Annotated in this window: 26 protein-coding genes; 9 read left to right on the top strand and 17 right to left on the bottom strand. The window is 71.8% G+C overall.

All coding sequences use genetic code 11. The features are described from left to right. Nucleotides 1-108: 108 nt before the first annotated feature. From ABZX22_RS38050 to ABZX22_RS38000, 11 genes are all read right to left on the bottom strand, one after another. Complete coding sequence (locus tag ABZX22_RS38050) at nt 109-870, bottom strand: class I SAM-dependent methyltransferase (protein ID WP_354919562.1); 762 nt, start codon at nt 868-870, stop codon at nt 109-111. Then, nucleotides 870-1,550, bottom strand: a complete 681-nt coding sequence (locus ABZX22_RS38045; protein ID WP_354919560.1) for a DUF4191 domain-containing protein — start codon at nt 1,548-1,550, stop codon at nt 870-872. Before ABZX22_RS38045 ends, ABZX22_RS38050 begins: the two co-directional genes overlap by 1 nt. Nucleotides 1,551-1,834: 284 nt before the next feature. Beyond that, on the bottom strand, nt 1,835-4,264 hold the full coding sequence (locus ABZX22_RS38040) for a glycoside hydrolase family 3 C-terminal domain-containing protein (protein ID WP_354919557.1): 2,430 nt from the start codon (nt 4,262-4,264) through the stop codon (nt 1,835-1,837). 123 nt (nt 4,265-4,387) lie between these two features. Then, nucleotides 4,388-5,317 (bottom strand): lipoyl synthase, encoded by a 930-nt coding sequence (gene lipA, locus ABZX22_RS38035; protein WP_354919554.1) that lies wholly within the window; start codon nt 5,315-5,317, stop codon nt 4,388-4,390. Nucleotides 5,318-5,335: 18 nt separating this feature from the next. After that, nucleotides 5,336-6,313: a M48 family metallopeptidase gene (locus tag ABZX22_RS38030; protein WP_354919552.1), complete on the bottom strand. Its 978-nt coding sequence runs from the start codon at nt 6,311-6,313 to the stop codon at nt 5,336-5,338. Nucleotides 6,314-6,345: 32 nt separating this feature from the next. After that, entirely contained in the window at nt 6,346-7,020 is a 675-nt protein-coding gene (gene lipB, locus ABZX22_RS38025; protein WP_354919549.1) for a lipoyl(octanoyl) transferase LipB, read from the bottom strand. A 96-nt stretch (nt 7,021-7,116) separates the two neighbouring features. Then, entirely contained in the window at nt 7,117-7,854 is a 738-nt protein-coding gene (locus ABZX22_RS38020; RefSeq protein ID WP_354919546.1) for a peptidase E, read from the bottom strand. A gap of 35 nt (nt 7,855-7,889) precedes the next feature. After that, nucleotides 7,890-8,783 carry a TIGR01777 family oxidoreductase gene (locus ABZX22_RS38015; protein WP_354919543.1) on the bottom strand — a complete coding sequence of 298 codons (894 nt, stop codon included), beginning with the start codon at nt 8,781-8,783 and terminating at the stop codon, nt 7,890-7,892. 243 nt (nt 8,784-9,026) lie between these two features. Beyond that, entirely contained in the window at nt 9,027-10,493 is a 1,467-nt protein-coding gene (gene sucB / locus ABZX22_RS38010) for a 2-oxoglutarate dehydrogenase, E2 component, dihydrolipoamide succinyltransferase (RefSeq protein WP_354919540.1), read from the bottom strand. Nucleotides 10,494-10,514: 21 nt separating this feature from the next. After that, nucleotides 10,515-11,879: a dihydrolipoyl dehydrogenase gene (gene lpdA / locus ABZX22_RS38005; RefSeq protein ID WP_354919537.1), complete on the bottom strand. Its 1,365-nt coding sequence runs from the start codon at nt 11,877-11,879 to the stop codon at nt 10,515-10,517. Between the two features lie 38 nt (nt 11,880-11,917). Next, nucleotides 11,918-13,387 (bottom strand): leucyl aminopeptidase, encoded by a 1,470-nt coding sequence (locus ABZX22_RS38000; protein ID WP_354919534.1) that lies wholly within the window; start codon nt 13,385-13,387, stop codon nt 11,918-11,920. 96 nt (nt 13,388-13,483) lie between these two features. On the opposite strand from ABZX22_RS38000, the gene ABZX22_RS37995 reads away from it, so the two are divergent. The 3 genes from ABZX22_RS37995 to ABZX22_RS37985 all read left to right on the top strand — a co-directional run bounded on the left by ABZX22_RS37995 (nt 13,484) and on the right by ABZX22_RS37985 (nt 15,752). Then, nucleotides 13,484-13,831: a GntR family transcriptional regulator gene (locus ABZX22_RS37995; protein ID WP_354919531.1), complete on the top strand. Its 348-nt coding sequence runs from the start codon at nt 13,484-13,486 to the stop codon at nt 13,829-13,831. Next, nucleotides 13,828-14,805, top strand: coding sequence for a hypothetical protein (locus ABZX22_RS37990; RefSeq protein ID WP_354919528.1), 978 nt, complete (start codon nt 13,828-13,830; stop codon nt 14,803-14,805). The genes ABZX22_RS37995 and ABZX22_RS37990 overlap by 4 nt, the downstream gene beginning before the upstream one ends. Before the next feature lie 83 nt (nt 14,806-14,888). Further along, a complete protein-coding gene (locus ABZX22_RS37985; protein ID WP_354919525.1) occupies nt 14,889-15,752 on the top strand; it encodes a CPBP family intramembrane glutamic endopeptidase in 864 nt (287 codons plus the stop codon). A 91-nt stretch (nt 15,753-15,843) separates the two neighbouring features. Here ABZX22_RS37985 and ABZX22_RS37980 read toward each other — a convergent pair whose 3' ends face one another. Further along, nucleotides 15,844-16,596 carry an adenosylcobinamide-GDP ribazoletransferase gene (locus ABZX22_RS37980; RefSeq protein WP_354919522.1) on the bottom strand — a complete coding sequence of 251 codons (753 nt, stop codon included), beginning with the start codon at nt 16,594-16,596 and terminating at the stop codon, nt 15,844-15,846. Nucleotides 16,597-16,932: 336 nt separating this feature from the next. Between ABZX22_RS37980 and ABZX22_RS37975 the strand changes: the two genes are divergently transcribed. Beyond that, the gene (locus ABZX22_RS37975) at nt 16,933-17,739 is read left to right on the top strand and encodes an ATP-binding cassette domain-containing protein (RefSeq protein ID WP_354919519.1); all 807 of its coding nucleotides are present in this window, start codon (nt 16,933-16,935) and stop codon (nt 17,737-17,739) included. 213 nt (nt 17,740-17,952) lie between these two features. Here ABZX22_RS37975 and ABZX22_RS37970 read toward each other — a convergent pair whose 3' ends face one another. Both ABZX22_RS37970 and ABZX22_RS37965 read right to left on the bottom strand, forming a co-directional pair. Beyond that, a complete protein-coding gene (locus tag ABZX22_RS37970; protein ID WP_354919516.1) occupies nt 17,953-19,056 on the bottom strand; it encodes a bifunctional adenosylcobinamide kinase/adenosylcobinamide-phosphate guanylyltransferase in 1,104 nt (367 codons plus the stop codon). A 72-nt stretch (nt 19,057-19,128) separates the two neighbouring features. Beyond that, nucleotides 19,129-19,941: an SCO2322 family protein gene (locus ABZX22_RS37965; RefSeq protein WP_354919514.1), complete on the bottom strand. Its 813-nt coding sequence runs from the start codon at nt 19,939-19,941 to the stop codon at nt 19,129-19,131. An 80-nt stretch (nt 19,942-20,021) separates the two neighbouring features. Here ABZX22_RS37965 and ABZX22_RS37960 point away from each other — a divergent pair, with 80 nt between their 5' ends. Further along, the gene (locus ABZX22_RS37960) at nt 20,022-20,228 is read left to right on the top strand and encodes a hypothetical protein (protein ID WP_354919511.1); all 207 of its coding nucleotides are present in this window, start codon (nt 20,022-20,024) and stop codon (nt 20,226-20,228) included. Between the two features lie 49 nt (nt 20,229-20,277). On the opposite strand, the gene ABZX22_RS37955 is transcribed toward ABZX22_RS37960, so the two are convergent. Next, nucleotides 20,278-21,276 (bottom strand): aldo/keto reductase family protein, encoded by a 999-nt coding sequence (locus ABZX22_RS37955; RefSeq protein ID WP_354919508.1) that lies wholly within the window; start codon nt 21,274-21,276, stop codon nt 20,278-20,280. Nucleotides 21,277-21,313: 37 nt separating this feature from the next. Between ABZX22_RS37955 and ABZX22_RS37950 the strand changes: the two genes are divergently transcribed. Both ABZX22_RS37950 and ABZX22_RS37945 read left to right on the top strand, forming a co-directional pair. Further along, nucleotides 21,314-21,478 carry a hypothetical protein gene (locus ABZX22_RS37950; RefSeq protein ID WP_354919505.1) on the top strand — a complete coding sequence of 55 codons (165 nt, stop codon included), beginning with the start codon at nt 21,314-21,316 and terminating at the stop codon, nt 21,476-21,478. Between the two features lie 131 nt (nt 21,479-21,609). Further along, nucleotides 21,610-22,701 carry a hypothetical protein gene (locus tag ABZX22_RS37945; protein ID WP_354919502.1) on the top strand — a complete coding sequence of 364 codons (1,092 nt, stop codon included), beginning with the start codon at nt 21,610-21,612 and terminating at the stop codon, nt 22,699-22,701. A gap of 23 nt (nt 22,702-22,724) precedes the next feature. Here the strand turns inward: ABZX22_RS37945 and ABZX22_RS37940 are convergent, their stop codons facing one another. Further along, on the bottom strand, nt 22,725-24,626 hold the full coding sequence (locus ABZX22_RS37940) for a multicopper oxidase domain-containing protein (protein ID WP_354919500.1): 1,902 nt from the start codon (nt 24,624-24,626) through the stop codon (nt 22,725-22,727). 164 nt (nt 24,627-24,790) lie between these two features. Further along, nucleotides 24,791-25,375, bottom strand: a complete 585-nt coding sequence (locus ABZX22_RS37935) for a DUF3043 domain-containing protein (RefSeq protein ID WP_354919497.1) — start codon at nt 25,373-25,375, stop codon at nt 24,791-24,793. A 152-nt stretch (nt 25,376-25,527) separates the two neighbouring features. Here ABZX22_RS37935 and ABZX22_RS37930 point away from each other — a divergent pair, with 152 nt between their 5' ends. After that, on the top strand, nt 25,528-26,322 hold the full coding sequence (locus ABZX22_RS37930) for a PspA/IM30 family protein (RefSeq protein ID WP_354919494.1): 795 nt from the start codon (nt 25,528-25,530) through the stop codon (nt 26,320-26,322). Further along, complete coding sequence (locus ABZX22_RS37925; protein WP_354919492.1) at nt 26,319-26,597, top strand: hypothetical protein; 279 nt, start codon at nt 26,319-26,321, stop codon at nt 26,595-26,597. Before ABZX22_RS37930 ends, ABZX22_RS37925 begins: the two co-directional genes overlap by 4 nt. The last annotated feature ends 3 nt before the right edge of the window (nt 26,598-26,600 follow it).

The following is a 26,600-nucleotide window of genomic DNA, read 5'->3' as shown; positions in this document are numbered from 1 at the left end:
CTTCCACTGGTGGGCCGAGACGGTGTTGGTGACCAGGATCAGCGTCGTGGCCTCGGCGTGGGCCATCGCGGCGCCGCGACCCACGCGGCGCCGCGGCCGGCGGGGCGGCTACGCGCTACAGGTGAAGATCGCCGTGCCCGGGAGGTGGCGGCCCCTGAGGGGGCTCCACCCGCCCCAGACGCGGTCGTGGCCCTCCGGCCACTCCGGCTCCATGAGCGAGGTCACGGTGAGCCCGCCGGCCACGATCAGGCCGATCCAGTCGCCCATCGTCCGATGGTGCTCGACGTAGGCGAGCCTGCCCTCGTCGTCGGTCTCGGCGTACGGCGTGCGGTCGAAGTAGGAGCGGTCGGAGGTGAGGCCGCGCTCGCCCGGGTCGTCGGGGAAGGCCCACCTGATCGGATGGCTCACCGAGAACACGAACCTGCCGCCCGGCCTGAGCACCCGCTTGACCTCGGCGAAGACGCGCGCAGGCGCCGCCACGAACGGCAGCGCCCCGAACGCCGAACACACCAGGTCGAAGACGGCCGTCCCGAATGGCAGGCTCTCGGCGTCGGCCTGCAGCACGGGCACCCGCGACCCCGTCTCCAGGTCGATCCGCTGCGAGTGGCGAAGCTGCCGGTGGGAGATGTCGAAGGCCACGACGCGCGCCCCCCGCGTGCTCAGCCAGCGCGAGCACTGGGCGGCGCCGCAGCCGACCTCCAGCACGTCCTTGCCCGCGACGTCACCGAGCAGGTGCGCCTCGGCCTCGTCGACCCCTTCGGGGCACCACACGAAGCCGGCGTCCCGCAGGAACTCGCCGTGCTCCACCTGGTAGTCGTCCGCGTTGCCGTCCCACCAGGAACGGTTGGCCCGCGACGAAGCCGACAGCACTAGCGCATCTTCGGGCCGCGCGGCATCCGCGCGCCCTTGGGCATCGGGCCCTTGGGCATCGGCAGGTTCTTCGGCAGCGAGCGCAGCCGGTCCTTCACCTGGTTGACCGCGGGCTTCTTGAGGTTGCGCGGCAGCTTCATCAGGTGGCGCTGGAGCTTGCCGAGCGGGATCTGCCCCTCGCCGTCACCGCACTGGATGTCGTAGACGGGCACGTCCATGGCGACGCGCTGCAGGCGCTTCTTCTCGCCGACGAGCATCTTCTGCACGCGGTTGCCCGGCCCCTCGGAGACCAGGACGATGCCCGGATGGCCCACGACCAGGTGCACGAGGTCCTGGTCACGGTTGGCGGCGATCGCCGGGGTCACCTCCCAGTTGCCCCGCATGCCCTGCAGCACCGCGGCCGCGGCGCCGGTCTGGCCGTCGAGCAGGCTGTACTGGGCGCGCTGCGCGAGCTGGCCGAAGACGACCAGGCCCACGGTGAACGCGAGCATGACGCCGATGAAGATGGAATACCAGAAGAAGCCAGTGACCATGCCGATCACGATGACCACGGCCAGCGTGGCGACCGCCGAGAGGAAGACGATCGGCATCCCCTTGGGATTGGCCTGCTGGATGATCTTCGCGATCATGCGGAGCTGCTTGATGCGCCCCGGCTTTTCTGGGTCTACGGGCTTCGCCATGTTGTGAAGGATACAAACACCCCCCGCCGGAGATGAAAACGTGACCCTCCACGTTTTTCTCCGGGGCCGGCCGCACCTCGCGGAAAAGCCGGCGCGGCCCCTCGAACAGCGGGTTCTTCCTGCCCTTCAGGCGCGGATCGAACGGTCACCAAGGCCCGCTGGGCGCGCCGAACCCGGCGGAAATGACCGGCAGCCCGCCCGCCCCACCGGCGCGCCGATCCTGGCGTGCGTCCTGGTGGCCGCCCGGTCGGCCGCCCGGTCGGCGGCTCAGGTCTTGACGGCGCTCAGACCTTGACGGTGACCGCCACCCGCGGGTCGGCCAGGCTGCGGCCCGCCGCGATCGTGTACTCGCCTGGCACGGTGCGCCAGCCGTCCTTCGTCCACACCTGAAAGGCCCGCTCGGGCAGGAACACGGTGGTCAGCACCGTCTCGCCCGGCGCCGCCTCCACCACGTCGAAGCCGGCCAGCCACCGCGCGGGCCGCTCGTCGGGCGTCACCGGCGACACGTACAGCTGCACGACCTCCCGCCCTGGACGCGTGCCGGCGTTGGTGACCGCGACCGTCACGGTCGACCCCTCGGCCGCGATGGTGTCGTACGACCAGTCCGTGTAGCCGAGGCCGTGCCCGAACCAGAACGCCGGGGTACGGCCCAGCCGCTCCCACGCCCGGTAGCCGATGAAGACGCCCTCCTCGTAGGCGACGGCCCCGTCGACGGGCGTGACGTCGACGACGGGGCTGTCGGCCAGCCGTACCGGCCAGGTGGTCGGCAGGCGGCCCCCAGGCTCGGCGTCGCCGTACAGGACGTCGGCGAGCGCCGAGCCCGCCTCCTGGCCGGGGAACCAGGTCAGCAGCACCGCCGCCACGTCGGCGGCCCACGGCATCTCCACCGGCGAGCCCGCGTTCACCACGACGACCGTGCGCGGGTTGGCGGCGGCGACGGCGGCGATCAGCTCGTCCTGGCGGCCGGGCAGGCGCAGGTCCTCGCGGTCGAAGCCCTCGCTCTCGACCTCCAGCGTCGTGGAGGCCACGACCACGGCCACCTCGCACGCGCGCGCCGCGGCCACGGCCTCGGCGATGAGCGCGTCCTGGCCGGGGGAGGGGTTGGCGTGGCCGAGGGTGAAGGCGACGAAGGCCATGCCGCTGAAGGCGCCGGCCGGATGCGTCACCTCCACCTCGTACGGCCTGCCCGCGGTGAGCTCGACGACGACGCGCTTCTCGGGCGGCGCCAGGAACGCCGCGGCGGGGTCGTCGCCCTCCAGCTCGATCGTCTCGTCGAGCACCGTCGTGCCGTCCACTCGCAGCGTGAAGGGGCCCACCCCGGCCACCGACAGCTCGTGCGCCCCGGTGAGCTCGGGCGTGTAGGCGGCGCGCAGCCGCACCGCGCGCAGCCGCTCGCCGTCCACGTTGGACGGCAGCTGGCCGACCCACCGGGCCTCCGTGGTGGCCAGCGGGTGCTCGGCCAGGACCTCGCCGCCGTCGTCCAGGAACTGCGCCGCCGTCGGTACGGCCAGCGGCGCCAGCCGTACGCGGGGGTCGGTGCCGAGCGCGTACCTGACCTCGCCGCGGGCGCGCAGCCCCTCCAGAGGGGAGACGGTGCGGTCGGGGAAGACCTGGGCGCTGCCGCCGCCCATGATCCGCGCCTCGTCGGCGGCCGAGCCGATGAGCGCGAGGGTCGGCGCCCCGGCGAAGGGAAGCAGTCCGCCCTCGTTCTTCAGCAGCGTGAAGGAGCGTGCGGCCACCTCGCGGGCCAGCGCCATCCCGTCGATCGACCCGGCCCGCGCGCCCCCCAGGGCCTGCTCTGCCTGCGGGGCCTGCTCTGCCTGGACGGTCTGGTCGGCCGGTGTGGCCGCGTTCGTCTCGCTCGGGCGCAGCGCCCCCACGCGGGAGGCCAGGCGTAGGATGCGGCGCACCTTGTCGTCGATGACGGACTCGGGCACCCGGCCCTCGCGGACGGCCTCCTCCAGTTGGTCGCCCCACGGCCCGAACGGCCCTGGCATGGCCACGTCCGTGCCGCCGACCGCCGCCGCCTCGGTGGACCGCACCGCCGTCCAGTCGGACACGACGTAGCCGTCGAAGCCCCACTCGTCCTTGAGCACACCGTTGACCAGCGCCGAGTGCTCGGTCATCGTGGTGCCGTTGACCGCGTTGTAGGCGGTCATCATGCCCCACGCCCCGGCCTTCGCCACCCGCTCGAAGGGGGCCAGGTAGGCCTCCCGCAGCACCCGGTCGGTGACCTTGACGTCGACGGTGAACCGGTCGGTCTCGAAGTCGTTGGCCACGAAGTGCTTGGGCGTGGTCGCGACGCCACCCTCCTGCACGCCCTCCACGTAGGCGGCGCCCAGCTCCCCTGTCAGGTAGGGGTCCTCGGAGAAGCACTCGAAGTGGCGTCCGCCGAGCGGGGAGCGGTGCAGGTTGATGGTCGGCGCCAGCAGCACGTGCACGCCCTTGCGCCTGGCCTCCTGGGCGAGCAGCCGGCCGACCTGGCGGACCAGGCCGACGTCCCAGGTGGCGGCCAGCGCGGTGGGGCTCGGCAGCGCGATGGAGGGGTCGGCGGAGCTCCACTGCTCGCCGCGCACGCCGATGGGCCCGTCGCTCATGACGAGCCGGTCGAGGCCGATCTCGGGGACGGCGGGCAGCGACCACATGTCCGCGCCGGTGAGCAGGCGGATCTTGGTGGGCAGGTCCAGCTGGGTGATCAGTTCGTCGAAGTCCACGCAGCCAGTGTTAACCAGAAAACTTACCGCCTACTAGGTTTGTTGCCATTGCGTTACCTGTGGCGGGGTATCCGGGCAAAAGAAAAAGGCCGCACGGCGTGCGGCCTTTTCTCGGTGCGGTGGTCAGGCGTTCTGGCGGGCCGCGATGGCCTGCTGGTAGAGCCGGCCCGCGCGGTACGACGAGCGCACCAGCGGACCCGACATGACGCCGGCGAAGCCGATCGCCTCGGCCTCGGCCTGCAGCTCGACGAACTCCTCCGGCTTCACCCACCGGTCGACGGGATGGTGGCGCGGCGTCGGGCGGAGGTACTGGGTGATCGTCAGCAGGTCGCAGCCCGCCTCGTGCAGGTCGCGCATCGCCTGGATCACCTCCTCCCGCTCCTCGCCCATGCCCAGGATCAGGTTGGACTTGGTGACGAGCCCCGCCTCGCGCGCCTTGGTGATCACCAGCAGCGAGCGCTCGTAGCGGAAGGCGGGACGGATGCGCTTGAAGATCCGCGGCACCGTCTCGATGTTGTGCGCGAACACCTCGGGCTTGCTGGAGAAGACCTCCTCCAGCTGTTCCTGGTTGGCGTTGAAGTCGGGAACCAGCAGCTCGACGCCGCAGCCCGGCAGCAGCGAGTGGATCTGCCTGGCCGTCTCGGCGTAGAGCCAGGCGCCGCCGTCGGGCAGGTCGTCACGGGCGACACCGGTCACCGTGGCGTACTTCAGGCCCATCTGCTGGACCGACTCGGCCACCCGGCGCGGCTCGTCCTTGTCGTACTCCTTGGGCTTGCCCGTGTCGATCTGGCAGAAGTCACAGCGCCTGGTGCACTGGTCGCCGCCGATGAGGAAGGTCGCCTCGCGGTCCTCCCAGCACTCGTAGATGTTGGGACAGCCCGCCTCTTCACAGACCGTGTGCAGGCCCTCCCGGCGCACCAGCGATTTCAGCTCGGTGTACTCGGGACCGGTCTTGAGCTTGGTCTTGATCCACGGGGGCTTGCGCTCAATAGGGGTTTCGGCGTTGCGCACCTCCAGGCGGAGGAGCTTACGGCCATCAGGAGCAACGGTCACCGTTAAAGCTTACGTCGCTCAACTTATGAGACCGAACCCGCGGGCCGCCCTGACATAGTGGCCGGCGAGCTCGGTGTCGATGACCGCCGACTCGGCCGCGCCGAGCAGCCGCGAACCCGGCGCGGAGGTGAGCACGCCGTCGTCGGACAGCCGGGCCCGCGTCAGCGCCGCCTGCCTGATCTGCTCCACGCTCTCGCCGCGCAGCACCGCCGCCTGCATCGGCGCCAGATAGCTGCGGCCCGCGATCAGCTCCTGCAGCTCGGTCAGGTCCTTCTCGGTCACCGCGCGCAGCGTGATCGCCCGCCGCCGCTCGGCCGCGCGCGGGTCGCCCGAACGGATCAGCCACCGCAGCAGGTGCTCGGCCGCCAGCACGGGCCAGCCGAAGATCCTGCCGACGGTACGGCCGAGCATGCCCGCCACGTTGTAGGAACTGCTCGGGGCCCAGGCGCCGAGCGTGAACGCCATGGCCACGTCCGCCTCGGTGCGGGCGCTCAGCGGCTCGGAACCCAGCAGGGTGTGGCGCCACTCGCCGAGCGTCGACAGCGCTCCCTCCACGATCGGCCCGTCGAGCGTCTCGGCCGCGGCATACGCGCCGGCGACCACCGTCACGCGCTGCCGCGGCGACAGCGCCAGCCACAACGGCAGGCCGATGACCAGCGTGGGGGTCCTGCGCAGCCCGATCCGGGGGCAGCTCGCGACGGTGGCCAGGTCCAGCACCGCCACCTGGGCGGGTCTGGCCACCCCCACCTCGTCGGCCACGCGCTCGGCCAGGCCGTACAGCGCGGGGGCGGCGTCCCGGTCGAGCACCTCCGCGTCGGCGGGCAGGCGGGCGAGGCGCGGGCGCAGCAGCACCCCGATCCCCACCAGCACGGCGCCCATCAACCAGGACACGATCCGGGTCGGCCCGTTGAGGATGATCGACACGCCGAGCACCACGAACCCCAGCGTCAGGGCATGGACAGCGAGGGATAGGACAAGAGCGGCAATCCTTCGCATGTCGCCGATACTAGAAGCGGCGCACCCCGATGTCAGCGCAGCTTTGCCAGTGCTTGGAGAAGGTCCTCCTCGTGCATGTCGTGCGGCTCGGCTTCCAACGCCTCCGCCAGACGTTTCTCCGCGTACGGCATGACCTCGTCGACCACGATCCGCCGGCCTGACTCCTGCGACAGCGAGGTGACACCCGCGTCGGTGATGCCGCACGGCACGATCCTGCTGAACCAGCTCGGGTCGTTGGCGCAGTTGAGCGCGAAGCCGTGCATGGTGACGCCGCCCACGATCCTGATGCCCACCGCCCCGAGCGCCCGCTCGGGGCCGCCCTCGTCGCGGACCCAGACGCCGCTGCGCCCCGCGACCCGGTGGACGGCCACCCCGAAGTCGGCGCAGATCTGGATCATGGCCTCTTCGAGCGCGTGGACGTAGGCGCCGACGTCGCCCACCCGCATGATCGGATAGCCGACGAGCTGACCAGGGCCGTGCCAGGTGATGCGGCCGCCCCGGTCGACGTCGACGACGGGCGTGCCGTCGGCGGGCCGCTCGTGCGCCGCCGTACGCCTGCCCGCCGTGTAGACCGGCGCGTGCTCCAGCAGCAGCGCGGTGTCGCCGAGCGTGCCGGTCACCCTGTGGGCGTGGACGCGTCTCTGGAGTGTCCAGGCCTGCTCGTACGGCACGTCCACACCAAGACGGACAATCGTCAGCTTCGCCACAGATAAAGGTTACTCACAAGAAACGACCACGGGACCGCAATGAGGTTCCTCTGGCCTGCTCGCCAGGTCATCACGACCCCGTGGGCGCGACCGTCGTCAGGCGGTGAGCAGCCTCGGCTCGATCCTGAACTCCTTCACGCCGCCCGCGCCGTCGTGCTCCACCCGGTAGGCGTAGCCCGCGGGATCGACGGTGACCGCCTGGATGAACTCGGTGCCGACGTAGTGCAGGCCGACGCCCTCGTCGGCGGCGTAGCCGTCGGGCAGCTCGCCGCTGGCCACCGACTCGTGCAGCAGCTGCCTGCGCTGCGGGTCGGAGTTGTAGTGGACGCCACAGGAGTAGGGCAGCAGGCCCAGGCCGTCGGCCCACACCTGAAGCTTCGGGCCGAAGGAGTCGGTGTTGCCGCCGACGTGCCAGCACAGCGCGCCCGCGCTCTGCCCCGCCAGCACCACACCGGACCGCCACGCCTGCTCGAAGGCCTCGTCAAGGCCGTGCAGGCGCCACAACGCCGCCAGGTTGGCCACACTGCCACCACTCACGTAGATCATGTCCTGCTCGAGGATCCACGCCCGCGGATCCTCGACGTTGGGCATCGGGAAGACCGTCAGGTGGCTCACCTCGACATCCCAACCGGCGAAGGCGCCGTACATCTTCAGCAGCCAGTCGGAGTCGTCGCCCGTCGCGGTGGCGAGCAGGCCGAGCTTGGGCCGGTCCTGGCCGGTGAGGTCGAGCGCGTAGCGCAGCAACGGGCTGGCCTGCAGGAAGCCGTAGCGCTCCGTCGGTTTGAAGGACCCGCCGCCGATGGCGAGGATATGGGACTGTCCTGACCTGGTCATGTGCTACCCCCACGGTGAGTCGGACGAACGGCTCACTAGAGTACGGCCGCCAGCGCCTCGTCGAGGGTCGGATGAAGGAACCTGAAGCCGCTGTCAAGCAGTTTCGACGGAACGGCGCGCTGTCCGATCAGCAGTCCTTCGTCCGCGAAACCGCCGAGCCCCGCCCGAAGCGCGAACCCGGGAACCGCGATCGGCATCGTCGCCCGCTTCAGCGCCCTGCCCAGCGCCAGGGTGAACTCCTTGTTGGTCACCGGCTCCGGCGCGGCCACGTTCACCGGCCCCTCCAGGGCTCGGTTGTTCAGGATGTGAAGGGCCGCGCGGACCCAGTCGTCGAGCGTGATCCACGACCACCACTGCCTGCCCGAGCCCAGCGGCGCGCCGAGCCCCATCCTGAAGATCGGCAGTATCTGCTTGAGCGCCCCGCCCTGCGCCGACAGCGTGATCGCGGTTCGCAGGGTCGTGGTCCTGACGCCCGCCTGCGTCGCCTGGCCGGCCTCGGCCTCCCAGCGCTCGCACAGCTCGGCCAGGAAGCCCTCGCCGCGCGGGCCGCTCTCGTCGGTCACCCGGTCGCCCGTGTCGCCGTAGAAGCCCGCTCCAGAGGCGGACATCAGCACCTCCGGCGGGCTCTCCAGTTCCTTCAGCGCGGTGACCAGCGTCCTGGTGCCCGTCACGCGGCTGTCGAGGATCTCGCGCCGGTAGTCGTCGCTCCACCGCCGCTCACCGAGGCCCGCGCCCGCCAGGTGGACCACCGCCCGGGCGCCCTCCAGCACGGCCCGGTCGACGACGCCCTTGTCGGGCTGCCAGAACGACTCGTCGGTACGGCGCGGCGTCCGCCGTACCAGCCGGACGACGTTCTCGCCCTCCGCGGCGAGCGCGCCGACCAGCGCCCTGCCGAGCAGACCTGACGCGCCCGTCACGATGATCGCCATTCCTCCACCCTACGCGCAGGCGTCCGCAAGCCCGCGGACCCGGCCCCCGCCGGCCTGCGCCGCGGCCGGGGAGCGGCCCGTGCCGGTGAGGACGCCCCTTCACGGGAACAGCCGCGGGAACAGTGCAGGGAACAGTGGGGGACAGTGGGGGGAAGCGGGAAAACAGGCGGGGCGCCCGCGGAGAGACTCCGCGGACGCCCCGCGTCCGAACCGGGTGTACCGGTGTACCGGGTGTACCGGGTGTTACGCCAGACCCAGCTGCGCCTCGAAGCGGCCCTCCTCGAGGCGGCGCTTGATCGTGGTCAGGAAGCGCGCCGCGTCGGCACCGTCGACCAGGCGGTGGTCGTAGGTGAGCGCGAGGTAGACCATCGACCTGACGGCGATGACCTCGCCCTCCGGCGTGTCGACCACGACGGGACGCTTGACGACCGCGCCGGTGCCGAGCATGCCGACCTGCGGCTGGTTCAGGATCGGCGTGTCGAACAGCGCGCCACGGCTGCCGGTGTTGGTCAGCGTGAACGTGCCGCCGGTCAGCTCGTCGGGCGTCACCTTGTTGTCGCGGGTGCGCTCGGCCAGGTCGGTGATCTTCCTGGCCAGGCCGGCCAGGTTGAGGTCACCGGCGTTCTTCACCACCGCGGCCAGCAGGCCGCGCTCGGTGTCGACCGCGAGGCCGAGGTTCTCCACGTCGAAGTAGGTGACCTCGTTGGTCTCGTTGTTGATCGTGGCGTTGAGCTTCGGGTGCTGCTTGAGCGCCTCGACCGTGGCCATCGCGAAGAACGGCGTGAAGGTCAGCTTGACGCCCTCGCGGCGCAGGAACTCGTCCTTCGCCTTCGCACGCAGCTTGGCGATCTTGGTGACGTCGACCTCGACGACCGAGGTGAGCTGGGCCGCGGTCTGCAGCGACTCGACCATGCGCTTGGCGATGGTCTGCCGCAGGCGCGACATCTTCTCGGTACGGCCCCGCAGCGTGGTGTCGACCTGGACCGGCTCGGGCGTGGCCGCCACCGGAGCCTGCGCCGCGGGCGCGGCGGGGGCAGCGGCGGCGGGCGCCGCCTGGGCCGGAGCGGGAGCCTGGGCGGCCGGAGCGGCCTGCTCACGCTGCGCCTTGGCGGCCTCGAGCACGTCCTGCTTGCGGATGCGGCCGCCGACGCCGGTGCCGGTCAGCGCGTCGAGGTCGACGCCGTGCTCGTTGGCGAGCTTGCGCACCAGCGGCGTGACGTAGGGGCTCTCGCCCGAGGACGGCAGCGGTGCCGGCACGGTGGCGGGCGTGGTCGTCGCCGGCGCGGGAGCCTGCGCCTGCACCGGGGCCGGGGCGGGCGCGGGAGCCGGGGCCGGGGCCGGAGCAGGGGCCGGGGCCGGCTGCGGGATCGAGGAGACGGGCGCGGGAGCCGGCTCGGGCTCGGGCTCCGGAGCCGGAGCGGGCGCCGGGGCGGCCGCCGCCTCGGGAGCGGGAGCGGCGGCGCCGGCGCTGCCACCCTCGTCAATGATCGCAAGCTCGGCGCCGACCTCGACGGTCTCGTCCTCGGCGACGACAATCTTGGTCAGCACACCCGCCGCGGGCGACGGGATCTCGGTGTCGACCTTGTCGGTCGACACTTCGAGGAGCGGCTCGTCGGCCTCGACGCGCTCGCCCTCCTTCTTCAGCCAACGGGTTACCGTGCCCTCGGTCACGCTCTCGCCGAGCTGGGGCATCTGTACGGAGACCGGCATGGGTATGTCTTCCTCGAGTTCTTAGTTGTGGACGTGCAGGGGCTTGCCGGCCAGCGCCAGCATGGCCTCGCCCATGGCTTCGGACTGGGTCGGGTGCGCGTGGATCAGCTGGGCGACCTCGGCGGGGAGCGCCTCCCAGTTGTAGATCAGCTGGCCCTCGGTGACGAGCTCGCCGATGCGGCGGCCGACCATGTGGACGCCCACGACCGGGCCGTCCTTCCTGGCCAGCACCTTGACGGCCCCCGCGGTGCCGAGAATCTGGCTCTTGGGGTTGCCCGCCAGGTCGTAGACCTGCTCGACGATCTCGATGCCCCGCTCGGCCGCCTGCTTGGAGGTGATGCCCACGGAGGCGACCTCGGGGTCGGAGTAGGTGATGCGCGGCACGCCGTCGTAGTCGATCGGCGGCGGGTTGAGGCCCGCGATGTGCTCGGCCACCAGGATGCCCTCGGCGAACCCGGCGTGCGCCAGCTGCGGGGTGGCGATCAGGTCGCCGATCGCGTAGACGCCCGGCACGCTGGTGCGGCAGTGCTCGTCGACGACCACGGTGCCGCGCTCGATCGCGACGCCCTGCTCCTCGAAGCCCATGCCCTCGCTCACCGCGCCGCGGCCCACGGCCACCAGCAGCAGCTCCGCGTCGAGGGTCTTGCCGTTGGCCAGCGTGACGATCACGCCGGTGTCGGTGGTCTTGACGCTGTCGAAGAAGACGCCCAGCTGGTAGGAGATGCCCCTGCGGCGGAAGGCGCGCTCCAGCAGCTTGGAGCTCGACTCCTCCTCGGCCGGGAGCAGGTGGGGCAGGGCCTCGACGATGGTGACCTCGGCGCCGAAGGAGCGGTAGACGCTGGCCAGCTCGACGCCGATGACGCCGCCGCCCAGCACGATGACCGAGGTGGGCACGCGCTCCATCCGCAGCGTGTGCTCACTGGTGATGATCCGCTCGCCGTCGATCTCGAGGCCGGGCAGCGTCTTCGGGGTGCTGCCGGTGGCCAGCACGATGCTGCCGCCCTCGTAGACCTCGCCGCCGACCTGGACGCGGTTGGGGCCGACGAGCCTGCCCTCGCCCTCGACGATCGTGACACCCGCTGACCTCAGCAGGCCCTGCACGCCCTTCCACGCCCGATTGACGATCTTGTCCTTGAAGGCGTGGACGCCGGGGACGTCGATGCCGTCGAAGCGCGCCTTGACGCCGTAGGCCTCGCTCTCGCGGGTCTCGTCGGCGATCTCGGCCGAGTGCAGCAGGGCCTTGGTGGGGATGCAGCCGCGGTGGAGGCAGGTGCCGCCGATCTTGTCCTTCTCGATCAGCGCGACGGTCTTGCCCAGCTCTGCCGCCCGCAGAGCGCAGGCGTAGCCGCCGCTACCGCCACCTAGGACGACGATGTCGTAGGCCACAGGAAAGCTCCTTGTCGGATGGTGATGCCGTCATCTTTTCACTTGTTCAAGCCCGTCGCGGCCCTCTCGGCCAGTCCGATGAGCGTGCGGGTGATGGCGCCCGTGCCGCCCTTGGGGGTGTAGCCGTGCGGCTCTCCCTTGTTGAAAGCGGGCCCGGCCATGTCGATGTGGGCCCAGCGCCGGTCGTCGGGCACGAACTCCTTGAGGAACAGGCCCGCGGCCAGCATGCTGCCCCAGCGCTCGGGCTGCAGGTTGGCGATGTCGGCGATCGGCGAGTCGAGGCCCTTGCGGAGCTCCTCCGGCAGCGGCATGCCCCATGCTCCTTCGCCCGCCTCGCCGGCGACCGAGACGACCAGCTCGCGGACGGCGTCGTCGTTGGACATGACGCCGGCCGTCCGCCAGCCGAGCGCGACGATCTGCGCGCCGGTGAGGGTGGCGACGTCGACGATCAGGTCAGGGTCGTCCTCCAGGGCGCGGGCGATGCCGTCCATGAGGACCAGGCGGCCCTCGGCGTCGGTGTCGAGCACCTCGACGGTCTTGCCGCTGTAGCTGGTCAGCACGTCGGAGGGGCGGGTGGCGGTGCCGCTCGGCAGGTTCTCGGCCAGGCAGAGGTAGCCGACGGCGTTCACCTTGACGCCGAGGCGGGCGATGCCGAGGAGCGCGCCGAACACCGCGCCCGCGCCGCCCATGTCGGACTTCATCCAGTCCATGGCCGCGGACGGCTTGAGCGACAGGCCGCCGGAGTCGAAGGTGATGCCCTTGCCGACGTACGCCAGCGTCTGGGTCGCCTCGGGGTGGGAGTAGGACAGGCGGACCAGCCGCGGCGGGTTGGCCGAGCCCTGCCCGACGCCGACGATGCCGCCGTAGCCGCCCTCCTTGAGCTGCTTCTCGTCGAGCACCTCGACGGTCAGGCCCGCCTTGGCGCCCTCCTGCTCGGCGATCTCGGCGAACTTGGCCGGCCACAGGTCCTTCGGCGGGGTGTTGACCAGGTCGCGCACCAGCGTGACCGCGTCGGCCACGATGGCGGCCCGCTCGGCCGAGCCCTCGGCGGCGGTCAGCACGACCAGCTCGCCGACGGGGGCCTTCTGCAGGCCGTTGGTGCGGTACCTGTCGAAGCTGTAGGCGCCCAGCAGGCCGCCGAGCGCCACCGCCTCGGCCTCGACGGCGGAGGAGGCGGGCAGGGCGAGCGCGGCGCGGGCCGTACCGGCCAGGGCGCGCGTGGCCGCACCGGCGGCGCGGCGCAGCCCCTCGACGTCGGCGGACTCACCGAGCCCGACGGCGACCAGCAGCGGCGCGGTGATGGCGCCGAACGTCGGGATCTTGGACACTTCGCCGGGCTTTCCCGTGAAGCCGACGGCGTCCAGAGAGGCGGCCAGTTTGCCGTCGAAGGCGGCGTCGAGGCCCTTGGCAGTGGGGCGCGGGCCCTCCGAACCTGACAGGAAACCGACGACCAGCGCGTCGGTGTCGAACGAGACGGGATCTGCTGAGTTCAGCCGCACAGTGGTCACGTAGACCGATGCTATCCACGGTTGGCGGCTTATTCATAAACAGGGGTTCATCCCACCAATACGGCGTCGTCGAATGGTGCTAGTGTTAATAGCACCATGTTGCTCACACTCGATCTCAACGATCCCCGGCCGCTGCACGAACAGGTGGCCGGGGCGATCAGACGCGCCATCGGTGAGGGCTCCTACCAGGCAGGCGACCGCCTCCCGCCGGCCAAGGACCTCGCCGACGCGCTGGGCATCAACGCCAACACCGTGTTGCGTGCCCTGCGCGACCTGCGCGACGAGGGCCTCCTGGAGTTCAGGAGAGGCAGGGGAGTGAGCGTCGCGGGCGTGCCCACGGGCCGCGCGCTCATCGTCCAGCGCGCCCGCGACCTGCTCGAGGAGGCCAAGAAGTACGGCTACAGCCGCGACGACCTCATCGAAGTACTGAAGGAGCTGTCATGACCAGCAGGACCCGTGCGTTGCTCGCCACCGGGGTGTGGGGGCTGACCGTCATCCCCGCCCTCGTGGCACTCCCCCTCTCCCTGCGCGACAGGTTGCCCGAACCGCTGGCCACCCACTGGAGCGGCGCCACGCCCGACGGGAACATGTCCTTCACCCGGAACATGCTGTTCAGCGTCGGCATGGCCGCCGTGATCATGGCGGTCATGGCGGGCATCGCCGTCCACGGCAAGGCCTTCGAGCGCAGGCTGAGCCGCGGCTACTGGTGGGGCATCCTCTTCGGTTCCGCGGTCTTCGTCATCGGCATGGAATGGTCCATCCTCCGCGCCAACCTCGACGTCCCGGTCTGGACCCAGGCCACAGGCTTCGGCTGGGACGTCCTGGTCGTCCTGGGCGCGTCCGCCGCCGTCGGCGTGCTCGCGGGCTTCCTCCTCAGGGGCGAGCCCGACCAGGCCGCACCCGAGGGTGAGGCGCCGCCCAGGCTGCGGCTGCGCTCCGGACAGCGCTCGGTGTGGGTCAGCCGCGTCTCCAACCCGTGGCTGGTCGCGCTCACCGCGGGATCGGCGCTGCTGACGGCCGCCGTCGGCGTCCTGACCCTCATGGGGCTGACGAGCGGCGCGGGCTGGTCGCTGCTCGGCGTGTCGGTGGTCCTGCTCGCCGTCGGGCTGCTGACCTCCTCCATCACCGCGCGGATCACCGAGGACGGCCTCGCCATCGGCTTCGGGCCGTTCGGCTGGCCGGTGCGCAGGATCAGGCTCTCCAAGATCGACAGCGCCTGGTCGGAACAGCGCTTCCCCAGCCAGGTGGGCGGCTGGGGCATCCGCGGCGTCCCCGGTGCGGCGGCCATCATGCTGCGCGGCGGCGACTGCCTCGTCCTTCGCTACCGCTCGGGCGGCCAGCTGCTGATCAGCATCGACGACGCCGAGCGCGGCGCCGCCCTGCTCAACGCCCTCATCGAGGAGCGAGCCGGCGCGTGACCCGCCGCCACGAGCCCTTCCTGCCCGCCGATCCCCATGACTTCGGGCCCTCGTCCTGATCCCCCCTACACCTGGAGTCCCAGATGATCGTGTTGTTCCTCGCCGTCGCCTTCGGCGCGGCGTGGCTGGCCGCGCTTCCCCTCTGGCTCGGCGGCGGCCTGGCCGACCCCCTGTTCGGCCCGCTGGTCGGGCTGATGATGTTCACCCCGAGCCTCGGCGTCCTGGCCGTCTGGCTCGCCAGGCGCACGCCGTTCCGCGCCTGGGCGAAGGAGACCGGCCTCACCTTCGGCGAGCGCCCCGGCCGCACCGTCGGCCTGCTGCTCGCCACGTGGGCGGCCGTCCCCCTGGTCGTGTACGGCACGCTCGCCCTCACCGCCGCCCTCGGCCTGGTCTCCCTCGACCTCGACCGCCTGAGCCTCTTCAGCGCCGCGTCGGGAGCACCGGGCGACCCGCACACCGCCCTGATCGTCCAGCTGGTGGTGACGACCCTGGTGGCCCCGATCGTCAACATCATCCCCATGGTGGGCGAGGAATGGGGCTGGCGCGGCTGGCTGCTGCCCAAGCTGGTCGAATCGCACGGCGTCTTCGGCGGGCTGGTCCTCTCCGGAGTGATCTGGGGGCTCTGGCACGCCCCCGCCACCGGCCTCGGCTACAACTACCCGGCCGTCGGCCCGTGGGCCGCGCTGCTGTTCGTGGGATTCTGCGTGCCGGCCGGGATGCTCTTCGGCTGGCTGCGCCTGCGCACCGGCAGCATCTGGCCCGCCGTGATCGGCCACGCGGCGCTCAACCCCGCCGCCTCGCTCGCCCTGATGCTGGGGGACGCGGCCGCCCCGCCCAACGCCCTCTTCGCGGGCATCACCGGGCTGGTCGGCTGGGCCGTGCTCGCCGTCCTCGCGGCCCTCGTCTTCAGGCGCTGGCCCGTACGGCAGGCGCAGCCGGTCGGCTGAGCACCGCCTCCAGGCGCCCGCCCCAACGGCAGGCGCAACCGGTCCAGCCGAGCACCGCCTCCAGACAGCCCCAACGGCAGGCGCAACCGGTCTAGCCGAACACCGCGCACACGACCAGCACGGCGGTGGCCGCGGTCTCGACGAGCGCGCCCAGCACGTCGCCCGTGACCCCGCCGAGCCTGCGCACCGCGTGGGCGAGCAACCCGCTCGCCGTCCCCAGCCCGGCGAGCACGGCCAGCGGGAGGACCAACCCGTACCCTCCCGCCGGCCCCCACGGCCCTCCCAGCAGCACCGCCGCGCCCACCACGACCAGCGTGGCGACCAGCGCGGCGGCCGGCCGTACGGTGCCCGCCACCATGGCGCCGAGCCCCTCGGGCCGCGCCGGCGGCACCCCGCGCGTGCACGCCCACGTCAGCGCCAGCCGCCCGGTCACGCAGGCGGCCACCAGCGCGACCGGACCCGCCTCGGCCAGCGCCGCGCACTGCACGATCAGCGTGAACACCAGCGTCAGAACGCCGAACGGCCCGATGTCCGACTTCTTCATCACCTCGAGCGCCTGGACGGCGGGCCTGCCGCTGCCGAGACCGTCCGCCAGGTCGGCGAGACCGTCCAGGTGCAGGCCCCTGGTCAGCAGCGCGAGCAGGCCCAGCGCCAGCGCCGCCCCGAGCAGCGGCGAGCCTGGCAGCGTCAGCGGCAGGCAGCTCACGGCGCCGAGCAGCAGCCCGGCCGGCGGAGCGAGGAGCATGGCCCGCCCGGCCACCTCGCGGTCGACCCGGTTCACCCTGACGGGGAAGACGCTCAACGTCCCCACCGCGAACCGCACCCCGTCCACCCACCCGGCCATGAGCGTCGATCCTACGGTCCCCTCAGACTTCCCCTGCGGCCCGGCTCCCTGGCCTTCTTCCTGGCCTCGTGGCCTCCCTTTCCGGGCAGCCGGGCACACGCGGAGAGCTTCCCGGCGCACCCGGGGGACGCGGACGTCAGCGCCCGCGCACACCGATGGTGGCGTTTCCTGGCGCACCCGGGGGACGCGGACGTCAGCGCCCGCGCACACCGATGGTGGCGTTTCCTGGCGCACCCGGGGGACGTGGACGTCAGCGCCCGCGCGCACACCGAAAGGGCGGCGTTTCCCGGCGCACCCGGGGGAACGGCGCGGTCGCGCGGTCGCTAGGGTGTCCGGATGCACGCCGTGGAACTCGAAGGTGTCAGCGTCAGGGTGGTCGCCAGGACGCTGCTGGCGGAGATCGACTGGCGGGTCGCTTACGGCCAGCACTGGGTGATCCTCGGCCCGAACGGGGCAGGCAAGACCACGCTGCTGTCCCTGGCCGCCGCCGTACGGCATCCCAGCGAGGGCACCGCCACCATCCTCGGCCGCCGCATGGGGCGGGTCGACCTGCGCGAGCTGCGCAGGGACATCGGCCTGGTCGCCGCCAGCCAGCGCCTGGTCGACGAGGGGCTGCTGGAGGAAGAGGCGGCGACCGCGCACACCGTGGTCCTCACCGGGCACACGGGCACGAGCGCGCCGCTCTGGGACAGGTACGGCCAGGCCGAGCACGACAGGGCCCACGCGCTGCTGGCCGAGATGGGCTGCAAGGACCTGGCCGACCGGCTCTTCGTGGTGTGCTCTCAGGGGGAGCGCGCCCGGATCAGGGTGGCCAGGGCGCTCATGGCGGACCCGGCCATGCTGCTGCTGGACGAACCGTTCGCGGGACTGGACTTCCCCGCCCGTGAAGACCTCATCACCTCCATCGAGGACCTGGCGGCACGCGACGGGCTGACCACGGTGACCGTCACGCACCACCTGGAGGAGGTACCCGCCACGACCACGCACGCGCTGCTCATGCGCGACACCCGCATCCTGGCGGCGGGGCCGGTGGAGGAGGTGCTGACCGAGGAGGCGCTGTCGGAGTGCTTCGGCCGCAGGCTGCGCGTCGACCGGCTGGACGGCCGCTGGTCCGCCCGCGCCGTCCGCACCCGACACCCCTGACCCGGCCCGCCTGACCCGGCCCGCCTGACCCGGCCCGCCTGACCCGGCCCGCCTGACCCGGCCCGCCTGACCCGGCCCGCCTGACCCGGCCCGCCTGGCCCGCCTGGCCCGCCTGGCCCGGCCCGCCTGGCCCGGCCCGCCTGGCCCGGCCCGCCTGGCCCGGCCCGCCTTGATCCGGGCCGCGTCTTGTTTTCGTTCTTCGGCGGGTGGCGTTCAGCCGAGGGGGAGGAGGCGGCCCGCCACGACGAGCGTGACGTCCTCCGACTCGGCCGCCAGCCGCTGGTTCAGGCGGCCCAGCGCGTCGCGGAAGGCTCGCCCGCTGGAGGTGGAGGGGACGACGCCGAGCCCGACCTCGTCCGACACCGCGACGATCCGGTGCCGGGTCGAGCGCCAGGCCGCCACAAGCTCGTCGCAGCGCCGTACGACCTCCTCGCGACGCGTGGGGTCTTCCCACGCGCCCGCCTGGTCGAACACCGCCGCCAGCCACGTCCCCAGCCCGTCGACCAGCAGCGGGGTCGTGGCTCGCGCGATCGCCTCGGCCAGCTCGGTGGTCTCCTCGCACGCCCAGTGCGCCGGACGCCTGGCCTGATGGGCGGCGACCCGCGCGGCCCACTCGGGGTCGCCGTGGCCCGAGGGTCCTGTGGCGAGGTAGGTGACGTGCGGCTCGGCCGCCAGCCGCAGCTCGGCCTCGTCGGACTTGCCCGACCGGGAGCCGCCCAGCAGCAACGCGCGGCGCGGCGGGGCTGGGCGGGGCGGGGGAGCTTGCGCGGTGTCCACGACCGTCCCGTCCGGTACGGCCCGCGCCCCCCACAGCGCCAGCCGTCTGGCCAGCTCGGACTCCGACCTGACACGGTGGTCCAAGCCGACGGCGACGACGTGGGTCCCGGCGGTCACGAATCCGCGCCGTCGCAGGTCGCCGAGGACGGCGGGGTCGTCGAGCAGGTCCACCAGGACGAGGTCGCACGAGGGGCTCTCGCCGCCGGACGTCGGATTCCCGGATCCCGGCACCTCACGCGACCCAGGAGAACCGCCGCCGTGCCGACAGCCGGCCGGAAGACCGCTGAGAGCAGCGCCGAGGTCGGCCAGGGAGCGGATGTCGGACAGGTCGAGCAGCCGGGAGCCGTCAGGGGCGACGAGGAGCGGGCCCGTCGCCGCGTAGCCGGGGGGACACGCCCCACCGCCCGGCCACGGTTTCCCGTCGACCTCCACGCGCAGCGGCGAACGCCGCCCCGGCGGCGACCCCGCGCACGACGCGCACGCGCACCCAGGCGAGGGCCAGCCGTCCCGCCCCGCCGTACCGATGAACCTGACAAGCACGCGTCACAGCGTGGCACGCTCGCGGGGTCTGGGTGTCACCCGCACCCCGCCGTTGAACCTGACCGGCACGTGTCACAGCGTGGTGCGCCTGCGGGACCTGCGCGCCACCCGCACCCCGGCGCCCACGAGTGCGAGCGCGGCCACGCCGCCGGCGATCCACGCCACCGGCAGTCCGCCATCCTTCACGGCGGGGGCGGACGACGTGGTGGGGAGGGACGGCGCGGCGCCGCCCTTCGCGCGCGCCGGATAGTCGTTGACGGCCAGGACCGTTCCAGCCGGCTCCGCGCGCACCCTGGTAGCCAGGGCCAGCGCCTGCACCCCCGTCGCTCCCTCGGGAGCGGTGACGCACGCGGTGAGCGACGCGGGCGGTCGCTCGCCGGGGTAGGCGTCGAGGTCCGGGTCGCCGAAGTCGGTCACGACGGCCACGCGCTGGTGCCCCGAGGCGGCGGGCTCTTTGCCGCAGACCTGGTCGAAGGCGGGCAGCTCGCCGCGGGGGGACTCCGGCGCCGAGCCGTCGGGAGCCGCGGCGAACCGCCAGCCGATCACCGCCCCGTCACGTACGGCGGCGCCCGCCTCGCCGGACAGCCATGCGGTGCCGTCGCTGTGCCAGTAGCTCCACCGGCGGGCGGCGTTCGGATCCACCCCGCCCGTGGCGGGATCGGCCAGGACACGGCCGCGATGACCCGAGCCGCGATGACCCAAGGCGGCGACGGCGGAGACAGCCGCGGGGGCGGAGGCTGGGGGAGCGGCGGCCAGGGCCGAGACGGTCGCGGCTGAAGGAGAGGTAGCGGTCGTGGCTGAAGGAGAGATAGAGGGGGAGATGGCGAGGGCAGGGGTGGAGACGGTGAGGGTCGCCGCGAAGGCGAGCCCGAATGCGCGCAGCATCGATCAACCTCCATGCTCCAGGGGTATGGTGCGGGTGCCGATGTGAGCTCGGGCGATCCCGCGGAAAAGGAGCGTATGGCATGACTTGGCGCTGGCGTTATGAAAACGCGAATGGTGGTGAAGTGACCGACCGCCTGCTGCCGCGCGAGGTTTTTCCCAGCCAGGCCGACGCGGAGTCCTGGCTCGGTGAGAACTACCGTGAGCTGCTGGAATCCGGGGTCGAGCGGGTGGCTCTGCTCGAGGAGGACCGGGTGGAATATGCGGGTATGTCGTTGCGAACGGAGTGAATGAAAAAACCCCTTGGGAGCCAAGGGGTTTTTCTTTCATGCGTAACCGCTATGGCCTGGTGGCCGGCGAGATCGTCTTGGCCGGGTCGCGCTCGACGATCGGGCCGAGCACGTCGTCGATCTTCTGGAGCACCTCGGCGTCGAGCTTCACGCCGGACGCCTTGACGTTGTCACGCACCTGCTCCGGCCTGGACGCCCCGACGATGGCGCTGGCGACGTTCGGGTTCTGCAGCACCCACGCGATCGCCAGCTGGGCCATGCTGAGCCCGAGGTCGGCCGCGATCGGCTTGAGGTCCTGGACCCGGGCGAGCACGTCGTCGGTCATGAACCTGTCGATCATCTTGGCGCCGGTCTCGTCGGTGGCGCGCGAGCCCGCGGGAACGGGCTGGCCGGGCAGGTACTTGCCGGTCAGCACGCCCTGAGCGATGGGCGACCAGACGATCTGGCTGACGCCCTCCTTCTCGCTCAGCGGCACGATCTCCGTCTCGATGACCCGCCAGATGGCGTTGTACTGCGGCTGGTTGGAGACGATCCGGTCGAAGCCCATCTCGTCGGCGATCTTCAGCGCCTGGGCGATCTGGTCGGCGGTCCACTCGCTGACGCCGACGTAGAGGACCTTGCCCTGCCGTACGAGGTCGTCGAAGGTCTTGAGGGTCTCCTCGAGCGGAGTGGCGTAGTCGAAGCGGTGCGCCTGGTAGAGGTCGACGTAGTCGGTCTGCAGGCGGCGCAGCGAGCCGTTGATCGACTCGGTGATGTGCTTGCGGGACAGGCCACGGTCGTTGGGCCCGGGGCCCGTCGGCCAGTAGACCTTGGTGAAGATCTCCAGCGACTCGCGGCGCAGGCCCTTCAACGCCCTGCCGAGCACCTCTTCGGCGCGCGTGCCCGCGTAGACGTCGGCGGTGTCGAAGGTCGTGATCCCCTCGTCGAGCGCCGCCTTCACGCACGCGATGGCGGCCTCCTCCTCGACCTGTGAGCCGTGGGTGATCCAGTTGCCGTAGCTGATCTCGCTGACCAGGAGACCGCTGCGGCCGAGGTGACGGAATTCCATGCGCCCGACTGTATCGGTTCGGGATAGTGTGCCCAGCGTGGTGAAGGTTGTACGGCATGCGCTGACCGCCGCCATCCTGACCGCGATCGCCGTACGGCTGCGCCGCCGCATGTCGACGTCGCCGGGCACGGGGAAGGCGCAGGCGCAGCGAAAGACGCGGACGCAGGGAAAGGCGCCGACGCGGGGCACGGCGCCGACGTAGGGCACGGCGCAGATGTAAGGCAACACGGCGCAGATGTAAGGCAAGGCGCGGGCGCAGGGAGAGACGCCGAGACCGGTCGGCGGTGATCTCCGTGGCGCCGGTCCCTGGGCGGGTCCGGTAGGGTGCCGCGCGTGCTCAAGCTCCTGCGGATGGCCCTGACCGCCGCCGTGCTCGCCGCGATCGCGATCAGGATCGACACAAGGGCCAGGACGGCCGCTCCCGACCAGGAGCCGACGCCCGGCCTCCCTGCCACCGAGCATCCAGGGCATTCAGGGCATCAAGGGCGTCCAGAGCGTCCGGGGCGTCGAGCACATCCGGGGCAGCCCGGGCAGCCGGGACAACCAGAGCGCCGCCGGCGGCGGCTGGACGCCCGCTTCCTCGCGGGAGCGCTGGTGGGAGTGCTCGTCGCCGGTGTGGTGGCCGCCGGGCTGTACGCGCTCGCGGGTCGTTCGCCGCGCGAGGCGGACGTCCGGGCAGGGCGGATGCCGATGGCCGGCGAGGCCGCCAGGAGCGGGGCGCCCCAGCCCTCCGGGCAGCCCACGGCGACCGCCGTTCCGCAGCCGTCACCCCAGCCGTCCCGGCTGTCGTCTCCGGCGACGGGGGCCACGCCGCGGCCCGATCCCGCCTGCTCTCCTGAACGGCGTCCGGTGACGATCAGGCCTCTCGACCGCCGGGTCCAGCGGCAGGTGAACGCACAGTGGCGGCGCATCGAGCGGTGGTTGCGGCGCAACGACCCGGCCGGCTACGCCTCCCTGCGCGGTCCCGGCAGGGCGCGCACGATCGCCGTCGCCGAGTCGCAGATGGGCCTGGAGTTCCCCGACGACCTGCGGGCCTCCCTGCTCCGGCACGACGGTTCGACCGGCCCCTTCGGCTTCGGCTTCGCCGAGAAGGGCACGCGCAACCTCAGCATCAGGGGCATCCGCGACGCGTGGCGGCAGATGTGCGCGCTGGATCCCACCGACAGCGGGGGCGACCCGCGCGCCGAGACGTGGAACGGCCGGATGATCCCCTACGCCGCCCATAACGGGACCGACCGGCGCCCCGACTTCGGGGTGATCGACTCCGTCGTGGGTGACGTCAAGGCTCCGGGCATGCAGGACGTCCGGTGGCCCTCGTACCTCGCACTGCTGAGCGCCGTGGCCGACATGCTGGAGTCGCCGGACGGCTCGTACTCGGGCGTGGTCAAGCGGCCACCCTCCTCGGAGGCGACCGAGTCCGAGTGACCGAGTCCGAGTGACCGAGTGACCTAGCGCCCGTGCAGCCGGGCCTGGTCCACCAGGGCGTGCCGGTGGTGGCCGTGCTGCCCGCGCAGGGCCAGGACGGCGGGCGGGAAGACGACCAGCGGCCGCATCATGCCCTCGTCCTGGTGTTCGAGCAGGTGGCAGTGGTAGGCGAAGCGCCCGCTGCCGCCTTCGAACCGTCCCGCGACCTTGACCACCTCCGCCCCGCCGACCCTGACGACGTCCTTCCATCCCTGCTCGTTCGGGTCGAGCACGCCCGCCTGCTTGAAGGTCACCGGCGTCTCCGTCGTCCCCCTGTCCACCTTGAATCCGGAAATGTCGTAGACGTCGCGACTGAGGATCTGGAAGCGCATCAGATGGATGTGCATGGGGTGCATCGCGGGAGCGACGTTGACGAACGTCCACGCCTCGGTCCCGCCCAGCGCGGCGAAGAAGTTGACGGCGTCGTCGGGCATCCGCGCCACCCGCCGGTACGTCCTGACCGTGCCCGAGGCGTCCTTGATCTGGACGACGCCCTCCGTGCCGACCGGCGCCGCCGGATCCTCGGCCATCTCCCACATCTGCGCGTGGTCGCCGCCGCCCACCATCGTGAGCACCACCCGGTGCCCGTGGTCGGCCGGCAGGTTGTCGTGCGTGGTGCGCACGAAGTTCGGCGAGATCACCGCGGGCAGCGTGAAGGCGTCGTGCGGCCTGCGGTCGGCCACCCGGAACTGCATCACGTCGGGGAAGGGGATGTTCGCCTGCGGCGCGGGCTGGCCCGGTGCGCCCGGCCCGCAGTTGACCAGCTTGACCCGCCTACCGGCCAGCGCCCGGAAGTCGACGAGCACGTCGGCCCGCTCGGCGGGCGCCAGCACCAGATCCCCGTCGATCGCCACCGGCGCGGGCAGCAGCCCGCCGTCGCTGCCGATCTGCTTGATCACGCCGGTCACCGGCTGCCCGCTCGCCTCGTCCAGCAGGCGCAGCCTGAACGTCCTGGCGTTGGCCGCGTTGAGCACCCTGAACCTGTACCACCGCGGCTCGACGTCCATGTACGGCCAGACCACCCCGTTGACCAGCGTGTACGGCCCGGCGAAGGGCCTGGTCACCACCTTCGGCGTGGTCGCGGCGATCTGCACCTTGTGCAGCAGGTCCCCGGTGAGGAGCCCGGCCGCGTCGGTGTCGAAGTTGCGGTCGCACAGGATGAGCGGGACCTCGTGCCTGCCGGCGGGCAGCCCGAGCGCGTCCTCCTCCTCGTCCCTGACCAGGTAGGCGCCCAGCAGGCCGGAGAAGACCGTCCAGGTGCCGACGTGCATGCCGTGGTCGTGGTACCAGAGTCCGGTGCACGGCTGGTCGTTGAGGTACTCCACGGCCTCGGCCTCACCGGCCAGCAGCCCGTTCTCGCTCCAGCCGTCGTTGCCCGCGTTGGTGATCGCGCCGTGCAGGTGGACGGCCAGCCAGGGCGGGATCGCCGCCACGTCGGCGCGCGGCGTGGCCCCGTCCCTTCCCGGCTGGTTGATCGGGATCGTCGGACCGGCCGGCACCTGGACCGCGGTGACCGGCACGGTCTCGTCCTTGATCGTGTTGGTCCACGCCACCTTGACCTTCTGGCCGCGCCGTACCTCGATGGTCGGGCCGGGGAAGCTGCCGGCGTAGGTCCAGAGCCGCGTGGGCGGCAACTGGGAGTGCAGCCTCCTGCGCACCGAGCGCATCTCGAGCACGACCTCCCTGTCCTTGGGCCTGAGCACCCGAGGGACGGGCAGGGCGTCGAGGAACGGCGTGAGCGCGGCGGTGGTCGGCCGGTCGACGCCGTCCAGCTCCGGGCCGTCTCCGATGAGTGGTTCGGGTTCGGCGGCGGCCGCCGTGGTCGTGGTCACCGCGGCCGCGGCCCCCGCGGCGACGCCGAGGAACCCTCGTCTTGTCGTTCGCACCTGGTCTCCCCGTGAATGAAGAACCGGACCCCAACGGGTGGGACGAACGTGACGACTCCCAGGTTTGCTGGTTTTTCAGGAAATTTTAAGTTCCTGATGGCAGGCGCACATACCAGTACGGCCCGCGTCCTGCGGGACGCGGGCCGTACTGGTATGAAGCGAGCTCAGGCCTTGGGCGGCGCCGGCTTTCCGCCGGGCAGGAACTGCGGCGGCGGGAAGCGAAGCCTGCGGATCTGCAGCGCGCGCATGGCCGCGTAGAAGCCGATGCCCTTGATGTCCTCGTTCGGGAACTTGTCCGCGGCGGCCTTCTTCACCTTCCACGACACCCAGAACGACGTGGCCAGCACGCCCACCATCATGACCGGCCAGCCGATCGTGATGACGCCGAAGTAGACCCACTGGCGGGCCGCCGGCGGGAACGGGATCCACGTCAGCAGCAGGATGACCAGAGAGAAGGGCAGGAAGTACTGGCTGAGGACGCGGCGCGAGTCGACCCAGTCGCGAGCGAACTTGCGCACCGGGCCCTTGTCACGGGCCGGTAGGTAGCGCTCCTCGCCGCGCAGCATGCCCTGGCGTGCCTTGTCCCGGTCGGCCGTCTGCCTGGCCCGCATCTGCTTGTAGGCCTCTTTGCGGTTGGCAGGCGCGGTCACCGGCTGGCGCCGACGCCCTTCGGCGTCACGGCGCTTCGGGGTGGGACGACCTTTGCCCTGGGGCTTAGGATCGTCAGTGGGGACGGGGGATTCGTCCACTGAGGTCTGGGTTCGGCGTCGCAACACAGCGTCAACCCTACCTGGAGTGCAACTTAGTGACGCCCCCGTGCGTTATGCGTAGGGTAATCCCAAGGCGGCTGCGCTGCACTGGGTGATCACAGCACGACCTAAGAAGGGGACGGCCGACGCGCATGAGCGTGATGAAGAGACTTTCGATGATCTTCAAGTCCAAGGCCAACAAGGCCCTGGACAAGATGGAGGATCCGCGCGAGACCCTTGACTACTCCTATCAGCGGCAGCTCGAGCTGCTGCAGAAGGTGCGCAGGGGTGTGGCCGACGTCGCCACCTCGCGCAAGCGGGTGGAGCTGCAGATCAACCAGATCGAGCAGCAGGCCAGCCGGTTGGAGGACCAGGGGCGCAAGGCGCTGTCCGTCGGGCGCGAAGACCTGGCCCGCGAGGCGCTGACCCGTCGCTCCAGCCTGCAGACGCAGATCGCCGACCTGCGGGTCCAGCACGACAACCTGCAGGCCGAGGAGGAGAAGCTCACCACCGCCTCCCAGCGGCTGCAGGCGAAGGTCGACTCCTTCCGTCACAAGAAGGAGACCATCAAGGCCACCTACACCGCGGCCGAGGCGCAGACGCGCATCAACGAGGCCTTCTCCGGTATCTCCGAGGAGATGGGCGACGTCGGCCTGGCGATCCAGCGCGCCGAGGACAAGACCGCGCAGATGCAGGCCCGCGCCGGCGCCATCGACGAGCTGCTGGCCTCCGGCGCGCTCGACGACTTCAGCGGCAGCCGCAGCGACGACATCCAGGCCGAGCTCGACCGCATGGGCGGCGGCAGGGACATCGAGCTGGAGCTGGCCAGGATGAAGGCCGAGCTCGGCCAGGGCCCGGCGCCCCAGGCCTCCATCGAGCAGGGGCAGCCGCAGGCCCAGCCGCAGCACCAGACCCAGCAGCTGCGCCAGCCGGGGGAGCCCGCATGATCGTGCGCATCATGGGCGAGGGCCAGGTCCAGATCGACGACTCCGACCTCGGCGTGCTCAACGAACTCGACGGCGAGCTCGAGACGGCCATCGAGGCCGGCGACGAGCCCGAATTCCGCCAGAAGCTCCACGCTCTGCTCGACAAGGTGCGCCATGTGGGCAAGGCGCTGCCGGACGACAGCCTGGAGCCGTCCGAGCTGATCCTTCCCCCCGCTGACGCCTCGATCGAGGAAGTCAGGGAGATGCTGGGCGACTCGGGGCTCATCCCGGGATAGCCC

It is taken from the genome of Nonomuraea sp. NPDC003804 (genome assembly GCF_040610675.1).
Classification (GTDB): domain Bacteria; phylum Actinomycetota; class Actinomycetes; order Streptosporangiales; family Streptosporangiaceae; genus Nonomuraea.
Note: the sequence above shows the minus strand (reverse complement) of the source record. Positions and strands in the feature narration are given on the sequence as shown.